This is a genomic window from Kitasatospora sp. NPDC101108, assembly GCF_055584725.1.
In genome coordinates, this window is record NZ_JBVJLM010000007.1 from 285,636 (window position 1) to 300,895 (window position 15,260).

At 74.0% G+C, this 15,260-nt stretch carries 15 protein-coding genes; 7 read left to right on the forward strand and 8 right to left on the reverse strand.

Annotation, left to right across the window (positions count from 1 at the left end; all coding sequences use genetic code 11):
• The first annotated feature begins 143 nt into the window (after window positions 1–143).
• Window positions 144–716 (forward strand): DUF6542 domain-containing protein, encoded by a 573-nt coding sequence (locus tag ACZ6Z8_RS18560; RefSeq protein ID WP_465611004.1) that lies wholly within the window; start codon window positions 144–146, stop codon window positions 714–716.
• Window positions 709–2,352, forward strand: coding sequence for an LCP family protein (locus ACZ6Z8_RS18565; RefSeq protein WP_465611006.1), 1,644 nt, complete (start codon window positions 709–711; stop codon window positions 2,350–2,352). The genes ACZ6Z8_RS18560 and ACZ6Z8_RS18565 overlap by 8 nt, the downstream gene beginning before the upstream one ends.
• 16 nt (window positions 2,353–2,368) lie before the next feature.
• On the opposite strand, the gene ACZ6Z8_RS18570 is transcribed toward ACZ6Z8_RS18565, so the two are convergent.
• A complete protein-coding gene (locus ACZ6Z8_RS18570) occupies window positions 2,369–2,758 on the reverse strand; it encodes a hypothetical protein (RefSeq protein WP_465611008.1) in 390 nt (129 codons plus the stop codon).
• Complete coding sequence (locus tag ACZ6Z8_RS18575) at window positions 2,755–3,576, reverse strand: nucleotidyltransferase (protein WP_465611010.1); 822 nt, start codon at window positions 3,574–3,576, stop codon at window positions 2,755–2,757. The genes ACZ6Z8_RS18570 and ACZ6Z8_RS18575 overlap by 4 nt, the downstream gene beginning before the upstream one ends.
• A gap of 132 nt (window positions 3,577–3,708) precedes the next feature.
• Here ACZ6Z8_RS18575 and ACZ6Z8_RS18580 point away from each other — a divergent pair, with 132 nt between their 5' ends.
• Window positions 3,709–4,149, forward strand: a complete 441-nt coding sequence (locus ACZ6Z8_RS18580) for a DUF4259 domain-containing protein (protein WP_465611012.1) — start codon at window positions 3,709–3,711, stop codon at window positions 4,147–4,149.
• Between the two features lie 64 nt (window positions 4,150–4,213).
• Here the strand turns inward: ACZ6Z8_RS18580 and ACZ6Z8_RS18585 are convergent, their stop codons facing one another.
• A complete protein-coding gene (locus ACZ6Z8_RS18585; protein WP_465611014.1) occupies window positions 4,214–5,542 on the reverse strand; it encodes a DUF6777 domain-containing protein in 1,329 nt (442 codons plus the stop codon).
• 396 nt (window positions 5,543–5,938) lie between these two features.
• Here ACZ6Z8_RS18585 and ACZ6Z8_RS18590 point away from each other — a divergent pair, with 396 nt between their 5' ends.
• A complete protein-coding gene (locus ACZ6Z8_RS18590; protein WP_465611016.1) occupies window positions 5,939–7,282 on the forward strand; it encodes a streptophobe family protein in 1,344 nt (447 codons plus the stop codon).
• 34 nt (window positions 7,283–7,316) lie between these two features.
• Here the strand turns inward: ACZ6Z8_RS18590 and ACZ6Z8_RS18595 are convergent, their stop codons facing one another.
• The 5 genes from ACZ6Z8_RS18595 to ACZ6Z8_RS18615 all read right to left on the reverse strand — a co-directional run bounded on the left by ACZ6Z8_RS18595 (window position 7,317) and on the right by ACZ6Z8_RS18615 (window position 13,424).
• The gene (locus ACZ6Z8_RS18595) at window positions 7,317–7,691 is read right to left on the reverse strand and encodes a DUF1304 domain-containing protein (RefSeq protein ID WP_465611018.1); all 375 of its coding nucleotides are present in this window, start codon (window positions 7,689–7,691) and stop codon (window positions 7,317–7,319) included.
• A gap of 13 nt (window positions 7,692–7,704) precedes the next feature.
• Window positions 7,705–8,715, reverse strand: a complete 1,011-nt coding sequence (locus ACZ6Z8_RS18600; RefSeq protein ID WP_465611147.1) for a serine/threonine-protein kinase — start codon at window positions 8,713–8,715, stop codon at window positions 7,705–7,707.
• On the reverse strand, window positions 8,715–9,392 hold the full coding sequence (locus ACZ6Z8_RS18605; RefSeq protein ID WP_465611020.1) for a hypothetical protein: 678 nt from the start codon (window positions 9,390–9,392) through the stop codon (window positions 8,715–8,717). The genes ACZ6Z8_RS18600 and ACZ6Z8_RS18605 overlap by 1 nt, the downstream gene beginning before the upstream one ends.
• A gap of 119 nt (window positions 9,393–9,511) precedes the next feature.
• Window positions 9,512–11,890, reverse strand: a complete 2,379-nt coding sequence (locus ACZ6Z8_RS18610; RefSeq protein ID WP_465611022.1) for an ABC transporter ATP-binding protein/permease — start codon at window positions 11,888–11,890, stop codon at window positions 9,512–9,514.
• A gap of 232 nt (window positions 11,891–12,122) precedes the next feature.
• Entirely contained in the window at window positions 12,123–13,424 is a 1,302-nt protein-coding gene (locus tag ACZ6Z8_RS18615) for a phytanoyl-CoA dioxygenase family protein (protein WP_465611024.1), read from the reverse strand.
• On the opposite strand from ACZ6Z8_RS18615, the gene ACZ6Z8_RS18620 reads away from it, so the two are divergent.
• The 3 genes from ACZ6Z8_RS18620 to ACZ6Z8_RS18630 all read left to right on the forward strand — a co-directional run bounded on the left by ACZ6Z8_RS18620 (window position 13,410) and on the right by ACZ6Z8_RS18630 (window position 15,257).
• Entirely contained in the window at window positions 13,410–13,733 is a 324-nt protein-coding gene (locus ACZ6Z8_RS18620; RefSeq protein ID WP_465611026.1) for a hypothetical protein, read from the forward strand. The genes ACZ6Z8_RS18615 and ACZ6Z8_RS18620 overlap by 15 nt on opposite strands.
• A gap of 85 nt (window positions 13,734–13,818) precedes the next feature.
• A complete protein-coding gene (locus ACZ6Z8_RS18625) occupies window positions 13,819–14,766 on the forward strand; it encodes an alpha/beta hydrolase (RefSeq protein WP_465611028.1) in 948 nt (315 codons plus the stop codon).
• Between the two features lie 203 nt (window positions 14,767–14,969).
• On the forward strand, window positions 14,970–15,257 hold the full coding sequence (locus ACZ6Z8_RS18630) for a 4'-phosphopantetheinyl transferase family protein (protein ID WP_465611030.1): 288 nt from the start codon (window positions 14,970–14,972) through the stop codon (window positions 15,255–15,257).
• Window positions 15,258–15,260 lie beyond the last annotated feature (3 nt).

The window sequence follows — 15,260 nt, forward strand, 5'->3', positions numbered from 1 at the left end:
TGGCTCTGCTGAAATGGGTTTGTGTGCTCCACAACAGCTCCTACAGGCCTAGACGGTGGGATCCGCCACGGGACCGGTGGCGTCCCGGCACGAGCGGTGGCGTGGTCGCGCCGCCGCTGCCGAAACGATCGAGGGAAGTGCGCATGGCCGGCCAGCGGGCGAGAACGTCGTACCAGGACGCGGGAACCCGTACCGAGGACCCCGCCGTGCCCGCCCAGCGCTCCCGGGGCGCCGACGGCGCCGCCGACCCGTCGCGGCAGGGCCGCGTCCAGCGGGGTGCGGCCTCGCGCCGCAGGCAGCAGGCGCGCCGGCGGGGAAGCCTGGTCGTCGTGCTCGCGGCGATCGGGCTGCCGCTGGTCGGCGGGGTCGCGGACGAGCTGAGCGGTCCCGGGGTCGGCATCCTGTTCGCGGTCGGCGCGGTGCTCGGCACCGGCGTCGCGGCCCTGCTGTGCAGCCGGGGCGGCCGCTGGTGGGTGGTCACCGCCGCCCCGGTGGTGGTGCTGCTCACGGCCTCGGGGGTCGAATACCTGTCCGATCCCGGCCGGTACCAGGGCAAGGCCCTCGGGACCGGTGCGGTGCGCTGGGTGGTCGGGGCGTTCCCGGTGATGGCTGAGGCGGTGGCCGTCGCGCTGCTGGTGCTCGGGGTCCGGGTGGTGCTCGACCGCCGCAGGCCCGTCAGGGCCGGTGTCCCGAGCGGAAGGGGGCGCCGTGGCTGAGCGCAGCAACCGCCCGCGCGGCCGGGCCCCCCGCCGCGGCTCCGCCCCGCTGACCGTGGCCGGCCGCACCCTGGCCTGCACCGTCTCCATCGCGGTGCTCGGCGCCAGCGGCTTCACCTGGTACGAGTACCGCAGCCTGGACGACGGCATGATCAAGTCCACCGCGCTGGCGGACGCCAAGCGGAACGCCCCACCGCACCTGGACAAGTCCGTCAACCTGCTGCTGATCGGCCTGGACAGCCGCAAGGACATGGACGGCAACGACCTGCCCAAGCAGTTCGTCGAGGACGAACTGCACGCCGGCTCCAGCGAGATCGGCGGCTACAACACCAACGCCCTGATCGTGCTGCACATCCCGGCCAACGGGGGCAAGGTCACCGCGCTGTCCGTCCCGCGCGACGACTACGTGCAGACCGTCGGCGCCGACGGCAAGATGCACAAGATCAAGGAGGCCTACGGCATCGCCAAGGAGGCCGCCGAGGCGAAGCTGACCGGCAAGGGCCTGTCCAAGGCCGAACTGGAACGGCAGAGCCGGGAGGCGGGCCGCTCGGCCACCATCCAGACCGTGCAGAGCTTCCTGGACGTCCCGATCGACCACTTCGCCGAGGTCAACCTGATCGGCTTCTACGACATCGCCAAGGCGGTCGAGCCCATCCAGGTCTGCCTCAACCACCCGGTCGACGATCCGATCATCGCCCGGACCGCCACCCACGAGGGCGGCGGCACCGGCCTCAAGCTGCCCGCCGGGATCAGCTCGCTCAACGCCGCCCAGGCGCTCTCCTTCGTCCGCCAGCGCCACCACCTCACCAACGGCGACCTCGACCGCACCCACCGGCAGCAGGCGTTCATCTCCTCGGTCGAGTACCGGCTCAAGCAGCAGGGCATCCTCAACGACTTCGGGCAGATGCAGAAGCTGTTCGGGGTGGTGAAGAAGGACGTCGTGATCGACAACGAGTGGAACATCCTCGACTTCGCCCAGCAGGCCCCCAACCTCACCGGTGGCAACGTCGAGTTCAACACCCTGCCGATCACCGGGTTCAAGACCGTCGGCGGGCAGGAGGTCAACACCGTCAACCCGGACCTGATCAAGAAGATCGTCCGGCAGCTGTTCAACCGGGACGGGGCACTCACCACTCCGGTCACGGCGCCGGGTTCGGGGTCGGGCTCGGGTTCGGGGTCGGGTTCGGCGGAGCCGGCTTCGCCCGCGTCCTCGCCCTCGTCCTCGTCCTCGTCCTCGCCGAGCGCCGCGTCCAAGTCCGTGGTCGACGTCCACGCGGTGGCGGGCGCCGGCGCGGCCGCCACCGAGTCCAAGGCCCTGGTCGCCCTCGGCTACCAGGCGGGCAGGATCGCCGACGCCCCCGCGCGGACCCGCGCCACCACCGTGGCCTACGGCAGCGGCGCCAAGGCCGACGCCCAGGCGGTCGCCGCGCGTTACGGCGTGACCGCCGCCCCGTCCTCGGTGGTCGCGGCGGGCCACGTCCTGGTCACCCTCGCCGCCACCCATACCCCGACCCCCACCCCGGCCGCGCCCCCGGCGGGCTCCTCGGCCCCGGCCGACGGTTCCGCCGATCCGGCCGCCGGGCTGCCGATGCAGGGGCCCGCGGTGAAGGCGGGCGGGATCCCCTGCGTGGACTGAGCCGCGCGACGGGCGGTCACCGGCCGGGGCGGTCGGGCCGGTGACCGACCCGGTCGGGGAGCGCGGGCTGGTGGCCGCCGTGGTCGGGGGGCTCGCGCAGGTCCCGCAGGGGCTCCCGGCCGAGGACCTCGACGTACACGATCCGGCCGTCGACGACGTCCAGGATCAGGGTGCCCTCGGCGGGCAGCAGCGGCACGCAGCGATGGCCCGGTCCGTACGGCCGTCCGGCCCGGTGGGGCGCCGTGCGGAAGCTCTGGCAGAAGTCGTCGCCGCAGCCGCAGTCCGCCACCAGGCGCAGTTCCCGGGCGTCGGCGGCGAGTTCGGGCTCGCCCTCCGTTTCCAGGAGCGCCGTCAGCTCGCGGACGAGATCGGGGAAGACTTCCCGGACGAGGGGGTCGCCGGTCATGGGCGCGGTGCCTTCTCGCCGTGCACGGCGGTGTACTCGGCGGCCAGCCAGGGGCCCAGGTCGTCGACGAGGACGGTCAGGACGGCGCGGTCGGTGGTGGGCGTACGGGCGACGGTCGCGGCGAGGCGCATCTGCTCGGCGCGGTCGGGGTAGTGGGCGGCGAAGGCCTCGGCGGAGGCGGTGAGGTCGCTGGTCCAACCGTTCCAGCGGGGCATCACCAAGGTGAAGCCGGTACGGACGAGCCGGCGGGAGACCGCGCGGCTGAGCGCCGCGAGATCGCCGTCCGGGGCGGCGCCGCCCCCGGTCGAGGCCGCCAGTCGTTCGCGCCAGCGGGGGAGGACGAGCGCGAGGTCGCCGTTGGTCTCGCGGGCGAGCAGGGAGGTCGGGCGGTAGCGGGGGAGCTGGTCGGCGAGGTCCTCGCCGAGCAGCGGGGTGCACAGGCAGGCGACGAACCAGCCCAGGTCGTGCCGCTCCCGCTCACTGAGCAGGGTCTCCGTGTCGAACAGCAGCACGCCGACGCCGTTGACCTGGGGGAAGGCCGAATCGAGGGCGGCCTCCAGGACATCGGCCCGGGCGCGGTCCTCCGGAGTGGGCCGGTGGCGCAGGGCGAGCAGCAGATCGAGGTCGGAGACGCCGGGGACCGCGGTGCCCCGGGGGACGCTGCCGTACAGGTAGGCGCTGTGCAGCCGCGCGGGGCCGAAGGCGGCGGCGATCCGCTCCCGGGCGGCCTCGACCACCGGGGCGAACTCCGCCGTGACGCGCTCCGTCGAGCCCTCCCGCGCGATGTACCCGTCCTCGCCCAGTCCGTTGCCGATCATGGCGGCACTCTGCCGGTTCGCGGCGTCGTCGGCCACCGATTAATGCACGGTGGTGCGAGGAGTTGACGCCCGGTCGAATTGTCAGTGGCGCGTGCCAGCATTCATCGCACACGAACACGGAGGGAAACGGGCATGGGTACCTGGGACATCGGCCACTTCGACAACGACACCGCGGCGGACTTCGCCGGTGACCTCGACGGTGCCGCACCCGACGAGCGTCCGGTCCTCCTCCGGGCGGCGCTGGAGCGCGCCGCCCGGAGGCCGGAGCACCTGGACGACGACGAGGGCGTCGAGGCCGTCGCGGCGGCGGCGCTGGTCGCCGCGCAGTGCCCGGGTGGCACGGCCGTGACGACGGCCTACGGCCCCGACGAGCCGATACCCACGCTGCCCGTCGAGCTGCGCCCGCTCGCGGTGGAGGCGTTGGACCGGGTGGTGGCGGAGGAGTCGGAGCTGGCCGAACTGTGGGACGAGACGGAGGCCGGCCCGGCGTGGCGGCGGGGGATACGTGCCCTGCGCGACGTCCTGGAGCCGGTGCCGCCGGTGACGGATGGCCCGCTGGCGCTGCTGCCCTGAGACGTGCCGCCGCCACCGGCCGACGGGGCGGACGGTGGCGGCGGGGAGTCGGGCCGGGCCCGGGTCAGGGTGTGCCCTCGCTCGTGGTCGGTCCCGTGGTCGGTCCGGTGGTGCCCGTCGTCATCGTCGCGGTGGAGCCGGTGCTCGTCGTGGTCCTGCTGCTCGGCGGCTGAGTGAGCGTCGAGCCGCTGGTGGACGTGGACGTGGACGTCGAACCGGACGAGGTGCTCGTCGTCGCGGTGCTCTCCGACGGCCGGCCCGCACTGGTCGAGGTGGTGGCCGAGGTCGAGCCCGCCCCGGAGGAGGTCGCGCCGGACGAGGTTGCACCCGAGGAGGTGGCCCCGGAGGAGGTCGCGCCCGAGGAGGTCGCCCCGGAGGACGTCGCCCCGGACGAGGTCGCACCCGAGGACGTGGCCTTGGAGGACGTCGCGCCCGACGAGGTCGCGCCCGACGAGGTGGCGCCCGACGAGGTGGCGCCGGAGGACGTCGCGCCCGAGGACGTGGCACCCGAAGTGCTCGGCGAGCCGGACTTGGAGGAGCTCGTGCCGGAGGTCGAGGCCGTCGCCGCCGGGCCGGTCGGCTTCCACGGGCTGGGCGGCGGGATGCCCGGAACCAGCGGGCCCGTCGGCTGGTCGACGTGCTTGTCCACCACGTCGATCCGCCCGGTCAGCCGGGCGAACCAGCCGCCCGTCTCGACGTTCACCAGGACGATCTCGGCGATCGGCTTCGGCGCCGGAACCACCACGATCAGCGAGCTCGGTTGGAAGCCCGTCCAGATCTTCCCGGTGTACTTGGCATTGCTCACCAGCACCGGCGGCTTCAGCGGGTTGCCGCAGGAGCACCGCACCCGGGGTACGCCCTGGGCGTCCACCAGGACGGCGGTGCCCGCCTGCAGCACCGCCTGGTACTCGACCACGGCGCCGCTCTTGTAGCTGTGGTTGGTCACCCGGGTGTCCACCCGCAGGTACACCGAGGTCAGCGAGCGCAGGTAGGACGGGATGGCGGACTGCTGGATCCCCGCCGCCGAGGCCCAGGCCCGAGCGGCGTCACCGCTGCCGATCATGTTGATCAGCCGCTCGGTGTCACAGCTGGGCCTGCTCATCGTGCCGCCGTACAGCCCCGCCGAGCCGCCCTCCACACTGTGCAGGACGGCAGGGGAACTGCTCTTCGCCGAACCGCCCGGCTGGGCCGGGGCGCTGCTGGGCGAGGGGGTGGGCGCGGGAGCGCTCATGCCCTGGGTTTCCACCGAAGGGGTGAACGGGGCGGGTCCCGGATCGGAGGGGGACTGCAGGGCGACCTCGTTGGCGGTCGGAATCGCCTCGTTCTTGCCGCCCTGGTTGTTGACGATCAGCACGGTGGCCACCACGGCCGCCACCACCACGGCCGCGGCCACCGACAGGCTCCTCGCGGAGCGCCACCACGGCCGGCGCGGGCCGCGGCCGCCCGCACCGGCGGAGGAGGACCCGGACGGGCCCGAGGGCGGCGGCGGTCCGGCCGCGCCCCCACCGGACGGCGGACCGGCCAGTGGGCCGGACGGGGGACCGGAGGGCGGACCGTAGGGCGGCTCGGTCGGCGGCCCGGAGGGAGGCGGTTGGGAACTCATCGAGGCTCCGTTTCGCAGGCGGCCGGCGCGAACGGCCGACACGGGAAGCTCCTGCCACTGGGTTCCATTTCTCCCCCGGTGCCCCGTTCGCCGCAACAGCAGGTGCCACCGCCGTCGCCGAGCGTGCCCGGCCGGGGTCGGTCACCCTGGGAACGGACCAGGCCCGCTCGAACAGAGGGAGGCGGCATGCACCAGCCCACCACCGGGGCCGCCGGCCCGCCCGGAGCCGTCCGCGGCTGGCTGGACGCCCTCGCGGTCGTGCTGGCCGGGCTCGTCGCGATGGCGGCGGTGGCCGCGCTCGGACTCTGGCTGGCCGGCGCCAACGACCTCCCGGAGGGCGGCTTCCCGCCCGTGCTCGCCGCGACGCTGGCGCTGGCCGTCGGCGGATCCGTCCAACTCGACGGCGGTGCGGGCAACTTCGCCGCGGTGGACGCCGGGATCGAGGTCATGCCGTTGAGCGTGTCGCTGGTCGGCGCGGTCGTGATGGCCGAGGTGTTCCTGCGTCAACTGCGCTTCCGCGCGGTCGCCGGGGGAGGTGAACTGCTCGGCCGGATCGCCCGGACGGTGGTGCTCTGGCTGATCGCCCTGGTGGTGATCACCGTCACCGCCAAGCACACCTTCGTGATCCAGCTCGGCGGCAGCCTGGCGCAGACCATCGGCGGCGTGCTCGGGCTCACCCCCGAGGTCGGCTTCCACGCGGACGGCCCCACCACGATCGGCATCGGGCTGGCCTGGCTGCTGCTGGTGCTCGCGGCGTCCTTCGCGGTGTCCCGCCGGGCGCCGCTGCCGCGCGGCCTGCTGCGCTACCAACTAGCGGTCCGCCCGGCCGCGTTCGCCCTGTGGATGGTGCTGCTGGCGTACGTGGTGATCGGCGCGGTCACCGGGATCGTCACCGCGATCACCCACGACCACCCCCGGCAGATCCTGGCCGTGGTACTGCTCGCCCTGCCCGACCTGGTGTGGCTGGCCTTCGGCATCGGCCTCGGCGCCGCCTGGTACGGGCGGCTGGTCGGCGGGCTCGGCCTGCCCGTGCCCGAACCGCTCAGCGCGGTGCTGCGCGGTTCGGGCGGGAAGGCGGCGACCATCGACATCGGCACCCTGGCCGAGTACGACGCGCGCGTCTGGTGGCTGTTGCCGGTGGCCGCCGTGCTGCTGCTCGCCGCCGCTTTCCTCGCCGCCCGTCGCTCCCCGCGCACCGTCCGGCTCTGGCAGCACGCCGTCCGCTTCGCCCTGGCCACCACCGTCACCGTGCTGCTGGTGGGCCTGTGGACCCGGATGGACGCCGACTACGGGCTGTCCGTGCTGGGCGTGGGCCTCGGCCAGGACGGACTGGGGGACCTGCTCGGGGCGGTCCTCGGCGGCAGCAATCCGGCGGCGGCGCTGGGCAGCGGCAGTCTGACGCTGCGCCCCCAGCTGTGGCCGACGGTGCCGCTGGCGGCTGGCTGGGGGCTGGTGACCGGGCTGATCGGGGCGCTGCTCGCCGCGCGGGTGCGGCGGCGCGGCGAGGTCACCCAGGACGCGGTCGGCTGAGCGCCTGCCCGGGCCGGCACCCGCGGCGCGGGTCTCAGACCGCCTCGGCGATCAGGATGACCGCCGCCGGGACGGCCTGGGTCAGGGCGCCGCGCCACACCTTCGGCTCCGAGACGAACAGGGTGATCCCGCCCGCCACCATGAAGGCCGCGACGTACAGGATGACCGGCCGCCCGGACGGGGCGTGCCCGGTGTGCAGCAGGGCCAGCCCCGCCACCAGGCCGAGGGCCAGGAACAGGTTGTAGAAGCCGACGTTGAAGCGCCACAGCCGGACCTCCGGGGCGTCCGCCGTACTGCCGGTGAGCAGGTAGCGCACCCGTGGGTGCCCGTACAGGTAGCTCTCCAGCGGCCACACCACGAGGTGGATCGCGGCGGCGAGCATGGCGAAGACCTGGCTCACACCGTTCATGCGACGGTTCTCCCTAACGGTCCCGGGACGGAGGGTGGACGGCCGGGCCGGCCCAGGCGGGTGGGTCCGGTACGGGGGTCGGGGCGGCGGGGGCCCGGGCGACGGCGGGGACGGCCCGGGTGGCCGGTCCGCCGCCGCTCCACGGAGCGGGCACGGAGGCCGCACGCAGCTCCGCGACGAACCCCAGACAGCTCGGGTACCGCTCCCCGGGCGCCTTGGCGAGGGCGCGGGCGACCACCGCGGCGACCGCCTCCGGCAGGTCGGGCCGCTGCTCGCGCAGTTCGGGCGGCGGGTCGTTGAGGTGCGCCCAGAGCAGGGAGAGGTCACTCTCCCGGCGGAACGGCGGGGTGCCCGCGAGCAGCTCGAAGACCACGCAGCCGAGGCTGTACTGGTCGCAGCGCCCGTCCAGCGGCCTGCCGGAGATCTGCTCGGGTGCGGCGTAGTCCAGCGTTCCGACGATCTGGCCGACGCTGGTCAGCCCGCTGAGCGACAGGGACTTCTTGGTCAGTCCGAAGTCCGCCAGGTACAGGTGCTCGGGGTGCTCGCTGTCCGTGCCGGCGGCCACCAGGACGTTGCCCGGCTTGACGTCCCGGTGCACCAGCTCGTGGTCGTGCGCGGCGTCCAGCGCGGAGGCGATCTGCAGCGCCAGCCGGGTGGCGCGCTCGATCGGCAGCGGGCCGTCCCGGTTGATCAGGGCCCGCAGGTCGCCGCCCTCGACGAAGCGCATCGCCAGGTAGAGGATGCCCTCGTGCTCCCCGGCCTCGAACACCGGGACGATGTGGGGGTGGTCGATTCCCGCGGCGGCCTCGGACTCGTGCATGAAGCGCCGCCGGAACACCTCGTTGCGGGCCAGCTCGGGGGCCAGCAGCTTGACCGCGACGGTCCGGTTGAGCCGCAGGTCCTTGGCCCGGTAGACCACGGCCATCCCGCCGCGTCCGATCTCCTTCTCCAGCCGGTAGCCGGCCACTTTCCGGCCGACCAGGCCGGCCGGCAGGCTCGGCGCCGAGGGCGGCCCGGCGGGGATCACGGCTCGCCGGTCCGGGTGGGCGCGTACGGGCTGCGCACGGGCGCCGCCGTGGGGGTGGCCCGGTCGGAGGTCTTCGTGGCAGTCTCCGTGGACGCGGGCGGAGCCGCCGTCGCGGTCTCCTGGGGCGCCGCCGGCACCGGGGAGACCGGGGAGACCGGCGTGGACACCGGTGCGGGCGTCGGTGCGGGCGTCGGCCGGTCGGCGGCCGCGTAGGTCTGCAGCTGCAGCCCGTCGCAGTAGCACCAGCGGTCGTGCACCGGGTCGAACACCCAGAGCGCCTCGCCGTCCGCGACGAGGCCGATCCGCTGGCCGCGGGTCCGGTCCCGGAAGGTCTCCAGGTCCAGGGTGCCCGCCGCGAGGTCCTCCAGCAGGGCGCGGTGGCGGGCGAGCGCGGCCTCGGCCTCGGCGAGCGCGGGGCGCGGGTCGGCGGTGCGGGCGGGCGGGCCGCCCGCGGTGGGCGGCGGATGGGGCAGCGCGACCAGCAGCCGCCCGTCCACCCAGGCGGTCCAGCCGTTGGAGCAGAGGACCTGCGCCCAGTCACCCTGCCGGGCGATCAGCCGGACCGGGAGCAGCGGGTCGAGCCGGGCGGACGGCCGTGCGGGGTCCGGGGCCGTCCAGGTCGCCAGGCCGTCCGGCGGGGCGACGTGGGTGGGTTGGAACGCGAACTCGTCCATGGGCGGGTGATTCCCTCCGCCGCGCGAGCCGGAGCCGGTGGCCGGGGCCGGTGGCCGGGGCTGTGTGCGGCACTGTCACCGCAGGTCGGTTTCCACTCTACCGGCGGTGGCCGGGGCGGCTACTTGCGCATGATCGACGGTTCGCGCCGCCGCAGCAGGGCGAGCACCGCCAGCCCGTACGCCACCGCGAGGCCGACCAGGGCGCCCAGGTCGATCAGCCAGCCGGTGCGCTCGGGGCGGAACATCGGGTCCTCGGTGATCGGGCTGGGCACGATGAGCCGGTTCAGGTCGACGGTGCGGGCCATGGCGGCCAGGCCCCACCGGGACGGGATCAGCCAGGCGAACTGCTCCAGTCCGGGTACGCCGTGCAGTTTGAGCATCAGACCGCTGAAGACCACCTGGACGATCGCGAGGAGCACCAGCAGCGGCATGGTGGTCTCCTCCTTGCCGACGAAGGCGGAGACGACCAGGCCGAGCACCATCGACGTGAAGGCGAGCAGCGCGATCGCGACGATCAGTTCGGGCAGCTGGGGCATCAGTACGCCGCTGGTGACCGGCGGTGGGGCGTTCGGCCGCGGCCGTGCGGTGAGCGTGACCCCGGCCAGGCCGACCACGGTCAGCAGCGCGGACTGGGCCACCGTGACGAGGCCGAGCACCACCACCTTCGAGACCAGGTACGCCGATCTGGACAGCCCGACCACGCGTTCCCGCCGGTAGATCGCGCGTTCCTTGACCACCTCGCGCACCGCGTTGGCCGAGCCGATCAGCACACCGCCGAGGCAGAGCGTCAGCAGGCAGTTGATGGCGTTCTCGTCGGTGAGCCGGGAGCCGGCCATCACCCGGCACATCGCGCCGATGAGGAACGGCAGGACGACCATCACGGTGAGGAACAGCCGGTCGGCGGCGAGCACCGCGGCGTACCGGCGCACCAGGGTGCCCAGCTGGGTGAACCAGCTCTGCGGCTTCTCCCGGCCGATCACGGGGGCGGAGGGCTCAGGCGGGTGCGCCGGGTGCGCGGCCTCGGCCGCCACGTACCGCCGGTACTGCGGCGAGGCGCGGAACCGCTGCTGGCAGACCCCCTCGGAGTCGCTCTCGAAGGCCTCGAAGGCCTCCGGCCACTCCTCCTCGCCGAAGTACTCCAGCGCCTCGGTCGGCGGACCGTAGTAGGCCGTCCGGCCGCCCGGGGCGAGCACCAGCAGGCGGTCGCAGACGTTGAGGCTCAGCACGCTGTGCGTCACCACGACGACCGTGCGGCCGGTGTCGGCCAGCCCGCGCAGCATCCGCATCACCGAGCGCTCCATGCCGGGGTCCAGACCGGAGGTCGGCTCGTCGAGGAAGAGCAGCGAGGGCTTGGTGAGCAGTTCCAGCGCGATGCTGACCCGCTTGCGCTGGCCGCCGGAGAGGCTGGCGATCACCTGCTGGTCCCGCCCCTCCAGTCCCAGTTCACGGATCACCTCGCGGACCCGGGCCTCACGCTCGTCCCGCGCGGTGTCGCCGGGGAAGCGCAGTTCGGCGGCGTAGGACAGGGCGCGGTGGACGGTCAGCTGGGTGTGCAGGATGTCGTCCTGGGGGACGAGGCCGATCCGGCGGCGCAACTCGGCGTAGTCGTGGTAGAGGTCGCGGCCGTCGTACAGCACGGTTCCCTCGTCGGCGGGGCGCAGCCCGGTGAGCGCGTTGAGCAGGGTGGACTTGCCGGCACCGCTGGGGCCGGCCACCGCGAGCAGCGTCCGCTCGGTGAGCGGGAAGCCCACGTCGTCCAGCAGCACCCGCTGGTCCGGGCCGACCCGCACGATCAGGTGCTGGACGTCCAGGGAGACCTCGCCGGTGTCGTCGTACTCGACCAGCCGGCCGTCGACCAGGCAGAACTCGCTGTGGCCGATGCCGACGATGTCGGCCGGGCCGATCGGGGAGCGTCGCACCGGGCGGCCGTTGAGGTAGGTGCCGTTGTGGCTGGCCAGGTCGACGATCTCGTGGCCGCCGTCCGGCAGTTGGCGCAGTTCGGCGTGGTGGCGGGAGACCAGCAGGTCGTCCAGGACCAGGTCGTTGTCGGGTGCCCGGCCGATCCGTACGGTCGGGCCGGGCAGCTCCAGGACGGCGCTCGGACTGCGGAAGACGCTGGAACTCTGCGGGACGAGCAGGGTCGGGTGCTCGGTGGCCGCCGGGTCGGCGACGGGGGCGGGCAGGCCGGCGAAGGTCGCGGACGGGCCGGTGGCCGGATCGCCGAAGCGCAGCCTGGTGCCCGGGCCGATGTCCTCGCGGTCGACCCGGCGGCCCTCGTCGTAGGTGCCGTTGGTGCTGCCGACGTCCTCCAGCAGCCAGTGGCCCTCGGTGGTGCGCAGCACCGCGTGGTGCCAGGACACCCGGGGGTCGTCCAGCACGATCTCACTGGTCGGGTCGCGGCCCAGATGGTAGGCCCGGGTCGGGTCGATCAGCCGGGAGTCGCGGTCGGTGACCAGGACGAGGGGCGGCGCGGTGGGCGCGCCGGGGCGCTCTCCCATGCAGGGAATTCTATCGTCGGGTGCCGCGGTCGTGCTTCACGAACGGCTTTCCCGGATGGTGGCATTGGACTGGACCACTGCCTCGGCGCGGCACTGTCGTTCGGCGTGCCCGCCCTGAGCGCAGGGATGCCATGACCGGCTCGCCCCCGGACCGGCCCTCGCCCTGGACCGGGTGCCGGCGTTCGTCGGACGGCTGAGCGCCGACGGGGACGCGCTGCGGGCGGAGGCACCGTCACAGTGCTCCCCGCCAGACCGTCGGGCAGTAGGCCGGGTCGGCGTAGTCCGGCCGGTCGTCGGCGGTGCGGCGCACCAGCACGTCGTGGTTGTAGACCACCGGGCCGCCGTCCGGGCCTTCGTGGCGGCGGTACTCGTTGGCGCCGTCCTGGAGGTGCAGCGAGACGGCACGGCGGGGGTAGGAGGCCAGGTTGGGTCCGCTGCCGTGGTAGGTGCGGCAGTGGTGGAAGGACATGTGTCCGCGTGGGATCAGCATCGGGACCTTGTGCACCCGCTGCCCGTTGTACGCGGCGTTGGCCTCCAGGATGGCGTCCAGCTCGGTGTCGTCGCGGTCGGCGAAGTGCCGGGTGGAGTCCTCGCCGGAGGGCAGCTCCCGCCAGCGGTGGCTGCCGTCCACCATCGTGATGGTGCCGTTCTCCTCGCGGCAGTCGTGGAACGGGATGAAGGCGGTGAGCATCTTCTCGGAGGTCGAGGTCCGCCAGTAGTGCTTGTCGAAGTGCCACGGCACCTGGTTGCTGGGCTCCCCGGGCACCGGCGGTTTGTGGATCAGGGTGGCCTGGAAGATCCGGATCTCCTCGGCCCCGGCCAGCAGCGCGGCCACCGCCCCGATCAGCGGCTTGCGCAGGATCGCGCCGATCGCGTCGCTCTCGTGGTGGACGTAGTCGTTGTGCCGCTGGACCGGCCCGTGTGACGGCTCCCAGGCGGCCAACCGGGGCGGGCGGACGGGCAGTTCGCGGTCGCGGTGTCCCGCGTAGTACAGCTCGGTGGCGGCCTGGAGGGTGTCCAGCTCCTCGTCGCCGAGGAGCCGGCGGGACAGGTACCAGCCGTGCTCGCGGTAGTGGGCCACCTCCTCGGGGGTGGGTAGCAGTGCGCGTTCGGCGTCGGTGAGGCGGAACTCGGCGGCGGTGGTCATCTGCGGTGCTTTCCCTTCTGGGGCGGTCAGCGGGCGGCGGCGGAGGTCTGTCGCTCGACCGCCTCGTAGAGCGCCTTGGTGTTCGCGGTGCCGAACGCGCCGGCTCCCTGTCGCTCGATCGGCTCGATCGAGGAAGCGGGTGCGCCGGGGGTGCGTCCAGCGGGCGAAGATCTGGAACAGCCGGCCGCCGCGGTCCTGGTCGACCAGGACGCGGAGGACGCGTAGGTCGCGCAGGGTCTCCACCGGAATGGCCGTCCCGCCGAGGCACTCGGTGAGCGCGTCGAAGGAGGCGCCCGGGGCGGTCAGGAACTCCACGCCGCGGGAGCGGGCCGTGCGGACGGCGGTGGCGATGTCCCGGGTACCGAAGGCAAGGTGCAGGGAGTCCATGGCCTGCTCGCCGACCTCCAGGTACTCCGTGAAGATCGCGGGGAATCCGAGCGCCGCCTCGCAGAACCCTACCGCGTCCGCGAGTTCGCCGCCCGGCAGGCCTCCCCGGTCAACCAGATCGTCCGCCGCTTCGGCCGCCAGTGGATCTACGACCTGGACGAGCTGCGCCACGTCCTCATCCTGGCGGGCTTCACCCCCGGGCGGATCCGTCACCGCGCGTACCACCAGGGCCTCCGTTCGGACGCCGCCGACCTGGACACGGCCTTCCGCACCGACGAGACGGTCTACGTTGAGGCCGACGACCGCTGAACGGCCGGACCGCCGAAGAGCTGAACGTCCTTACGGTCGAAGCCTCGAACCGCTGAACGGCACCTGCACGAGAACGGGACCACCCATGCCCCTGAACCCCCAGGCCGAGGCCCTGCGCGCCAGCCGCGCGCGCAGCGGCGCAGCACCGCTCTACACCCTCACCCTCGCCGAGGCCCGCGCCGCCGACCTCGCCGACATCCGCGCCGCGGCCGGCACTCCCGAGCCGGTCGCCGCCGTCGAGGAGCACCGCATCCCCGGGCCCGCCGGGGAGCTCACCCTGCGGCTCTACCGGCCCGAGCCGCCCGGCCGCCCGCTGCCCGCCCTGCTCTACCTGTTCGGCGGCGGCTGGACCCTCGGCTCGGTGGACACCAGCGACGCGATCTGCCGACGCCTCACCACGGCCGTCGGCTGCCTCACCGCCTCCGTCGGCTACCGGCTGGCCCCCGAGAACCCCTTCCCCGCCGCGCTGCACGACTGTCGCGCCGCCCTCGGCCAACTCGTCAGCCGGGCAGACGAGTTCGGCATCGACCCGGAGCGCCTCGCGGTCGGCGGCGACAGCGCCGGCGGCAACCTCGCCGCCGCCCTCACCCTGCTGCTGCGCGCCGAGGGCGGCCCCGCCCTGCGCCACCAGCTGCTGGTCTACCCCAACACCGACCACGCCGCCGACACCCCCTCGCTGCGCGAACACGACGACCCGCTGCTGTTCAACCGCCGCTCGGTCGCCTGGTACTGGGGCCACTACCTGGCCGACCCGGCCGACGGCGCCAACCCGTACGCCTCCCCGCTGCGCGCGGCCGACCTCGCCGGGCTGCCGCCCGCGACCGTCCTCACCGCCGAGTACGATCCGCTGCGCGACGAGGGCGAGCGGTACGCCGAGGCACTGCGCGCGGCCGGGGTGCCGGTGGAACTGCGCCGCTACCCGGGAGTGCCGCACGGCTTCTTCGCCATGACCGGCACCCTGGACGCGGCCGCCGAGGCCCACGCCCACGCGGCGCGACGCCTTCGGGAGGCCCTGCACTGTCCGCCGCGGTGACCACTGCCTGATCACCGCCACCGACGGCGGGGGCCGTCTTCTCCGCGACGGTGATGCGGTACTGACGGTCCGTCGGTTCGAGTGGACCTCGAACCCCGGGGCGCGCTCCCCACGTAGTGAAACTCGGGGCGCACTTCTCGAGCCCCCCGCACGCCTCTCGGAATCCGGAGCAACACTTCCACGCACGACGGGACGGGATACCCATGTCAAACACCTGGTCCGGACCACTGATCCCGAGCCGCGCGCCCGAGCCGCTCGGGGCGGGCGGGCTGCGGGTGGGCTGGTCGGCCGCGGACTCCCTGGCGGTGCCGGCCCTCGCCGAGGGGCGGGAGGTCGGTGTCGACGTGGAGCGGCTGCGCGAGGCCCGGCCGGCGGAGCGGATGGCCGCCCACCGGCTCCCCTGCGAGGAGACGCGCTTCGTCGCGGAGGCCGCCGGCCCCGCCGGGCGGTCGGCCCGCTCCGCCGAAGCAATCCCCCCTACTGACAAGTAAGTT

Bases quoted from the DNA above. Each gene is read 5' to 3' on its own strand.
- ACZ6Z8_RS18560 (WP_465611004.1), top strand. From the start codon at position 144: ATGGCCGGCCAGCGGGCGAGAACGTCGTACCAGGACGCGGGAACCCGT.
- ACZ6Z8_RS18570 (WP_465611008.1), bottom strand. From the start codon at position 2,758: ATGACCGGCGACCCCCTCGTCCGGGAAGTCTTCCCCGATCTCGTCCGC.
- ACZ6Z8_RS18575 (WP_465611010.1), bottom strand. From the start codon at position 3,576: ATGATCGGCAACGGACTGGGCGAGGACGGGTACATCGCGCGGGAGGGC.
- ACZ6Z8_RS18580 (WP_465611012.1), top strand. From the start codon at position 3,709: ATGGGTACCTGGGACATCGGCCACTTCGACAACGACACCGCGGCGGAC.
- ACZ6Z8_RS18590 (WP_465611016.1), top strand. From the start codon at position 5,939: ATGCACCAGCCCACCACCGGGGCCGCCGGCCCGCCCGGAGCCGTCCGC.
- ACZ6Z8_RS18595 (WP_465611018.1), bottom strand. From the start codon at position 7,691: ATGAACGGTGTGAGCCAGGTCTTCGCCATGCTCGCCGCCGCGATCCAC.
- ACZ6Z8_RS18605 (WP_465611020.1), bottom strand. From the start codon at position 9,392: ATGGACGAGTTCGCGTTCCAACCCACCCACGTCGCCCCGCCGGACGGC.
- ACZ6Z8_RS18610 (WP_465611022.1), bottom strand. From the start codon at position 11,890: ATGGGAGAGCGCCCCGGCGCGCCCACCGCGCCGCCCCTCGTCCTGGTC.
- ACZ6Z8_RS18615 (WP_465611024.1), bottom strand. From the start codon at position 13,424: ATGGACTCCCTGCACCTTGCCTTCGGTACCCGGGACATCGCCACCGCC.
- ACZ6Z8_RS18625 (WP_465611028.1), top strand. From the start codon at position 13,819: ATGCCCCTGAACCCCCAGGCCGAGGCCCTGCGCGCCAGCCGCGCGCGC.
- ACZ6Z8_RS18630 (WP_465611030.1), top strand. From the start codon at position 14,970: ATGTCAAACACCTGGTCCGGACCACTGATCCCGAGCCGCGCGCCCGAG.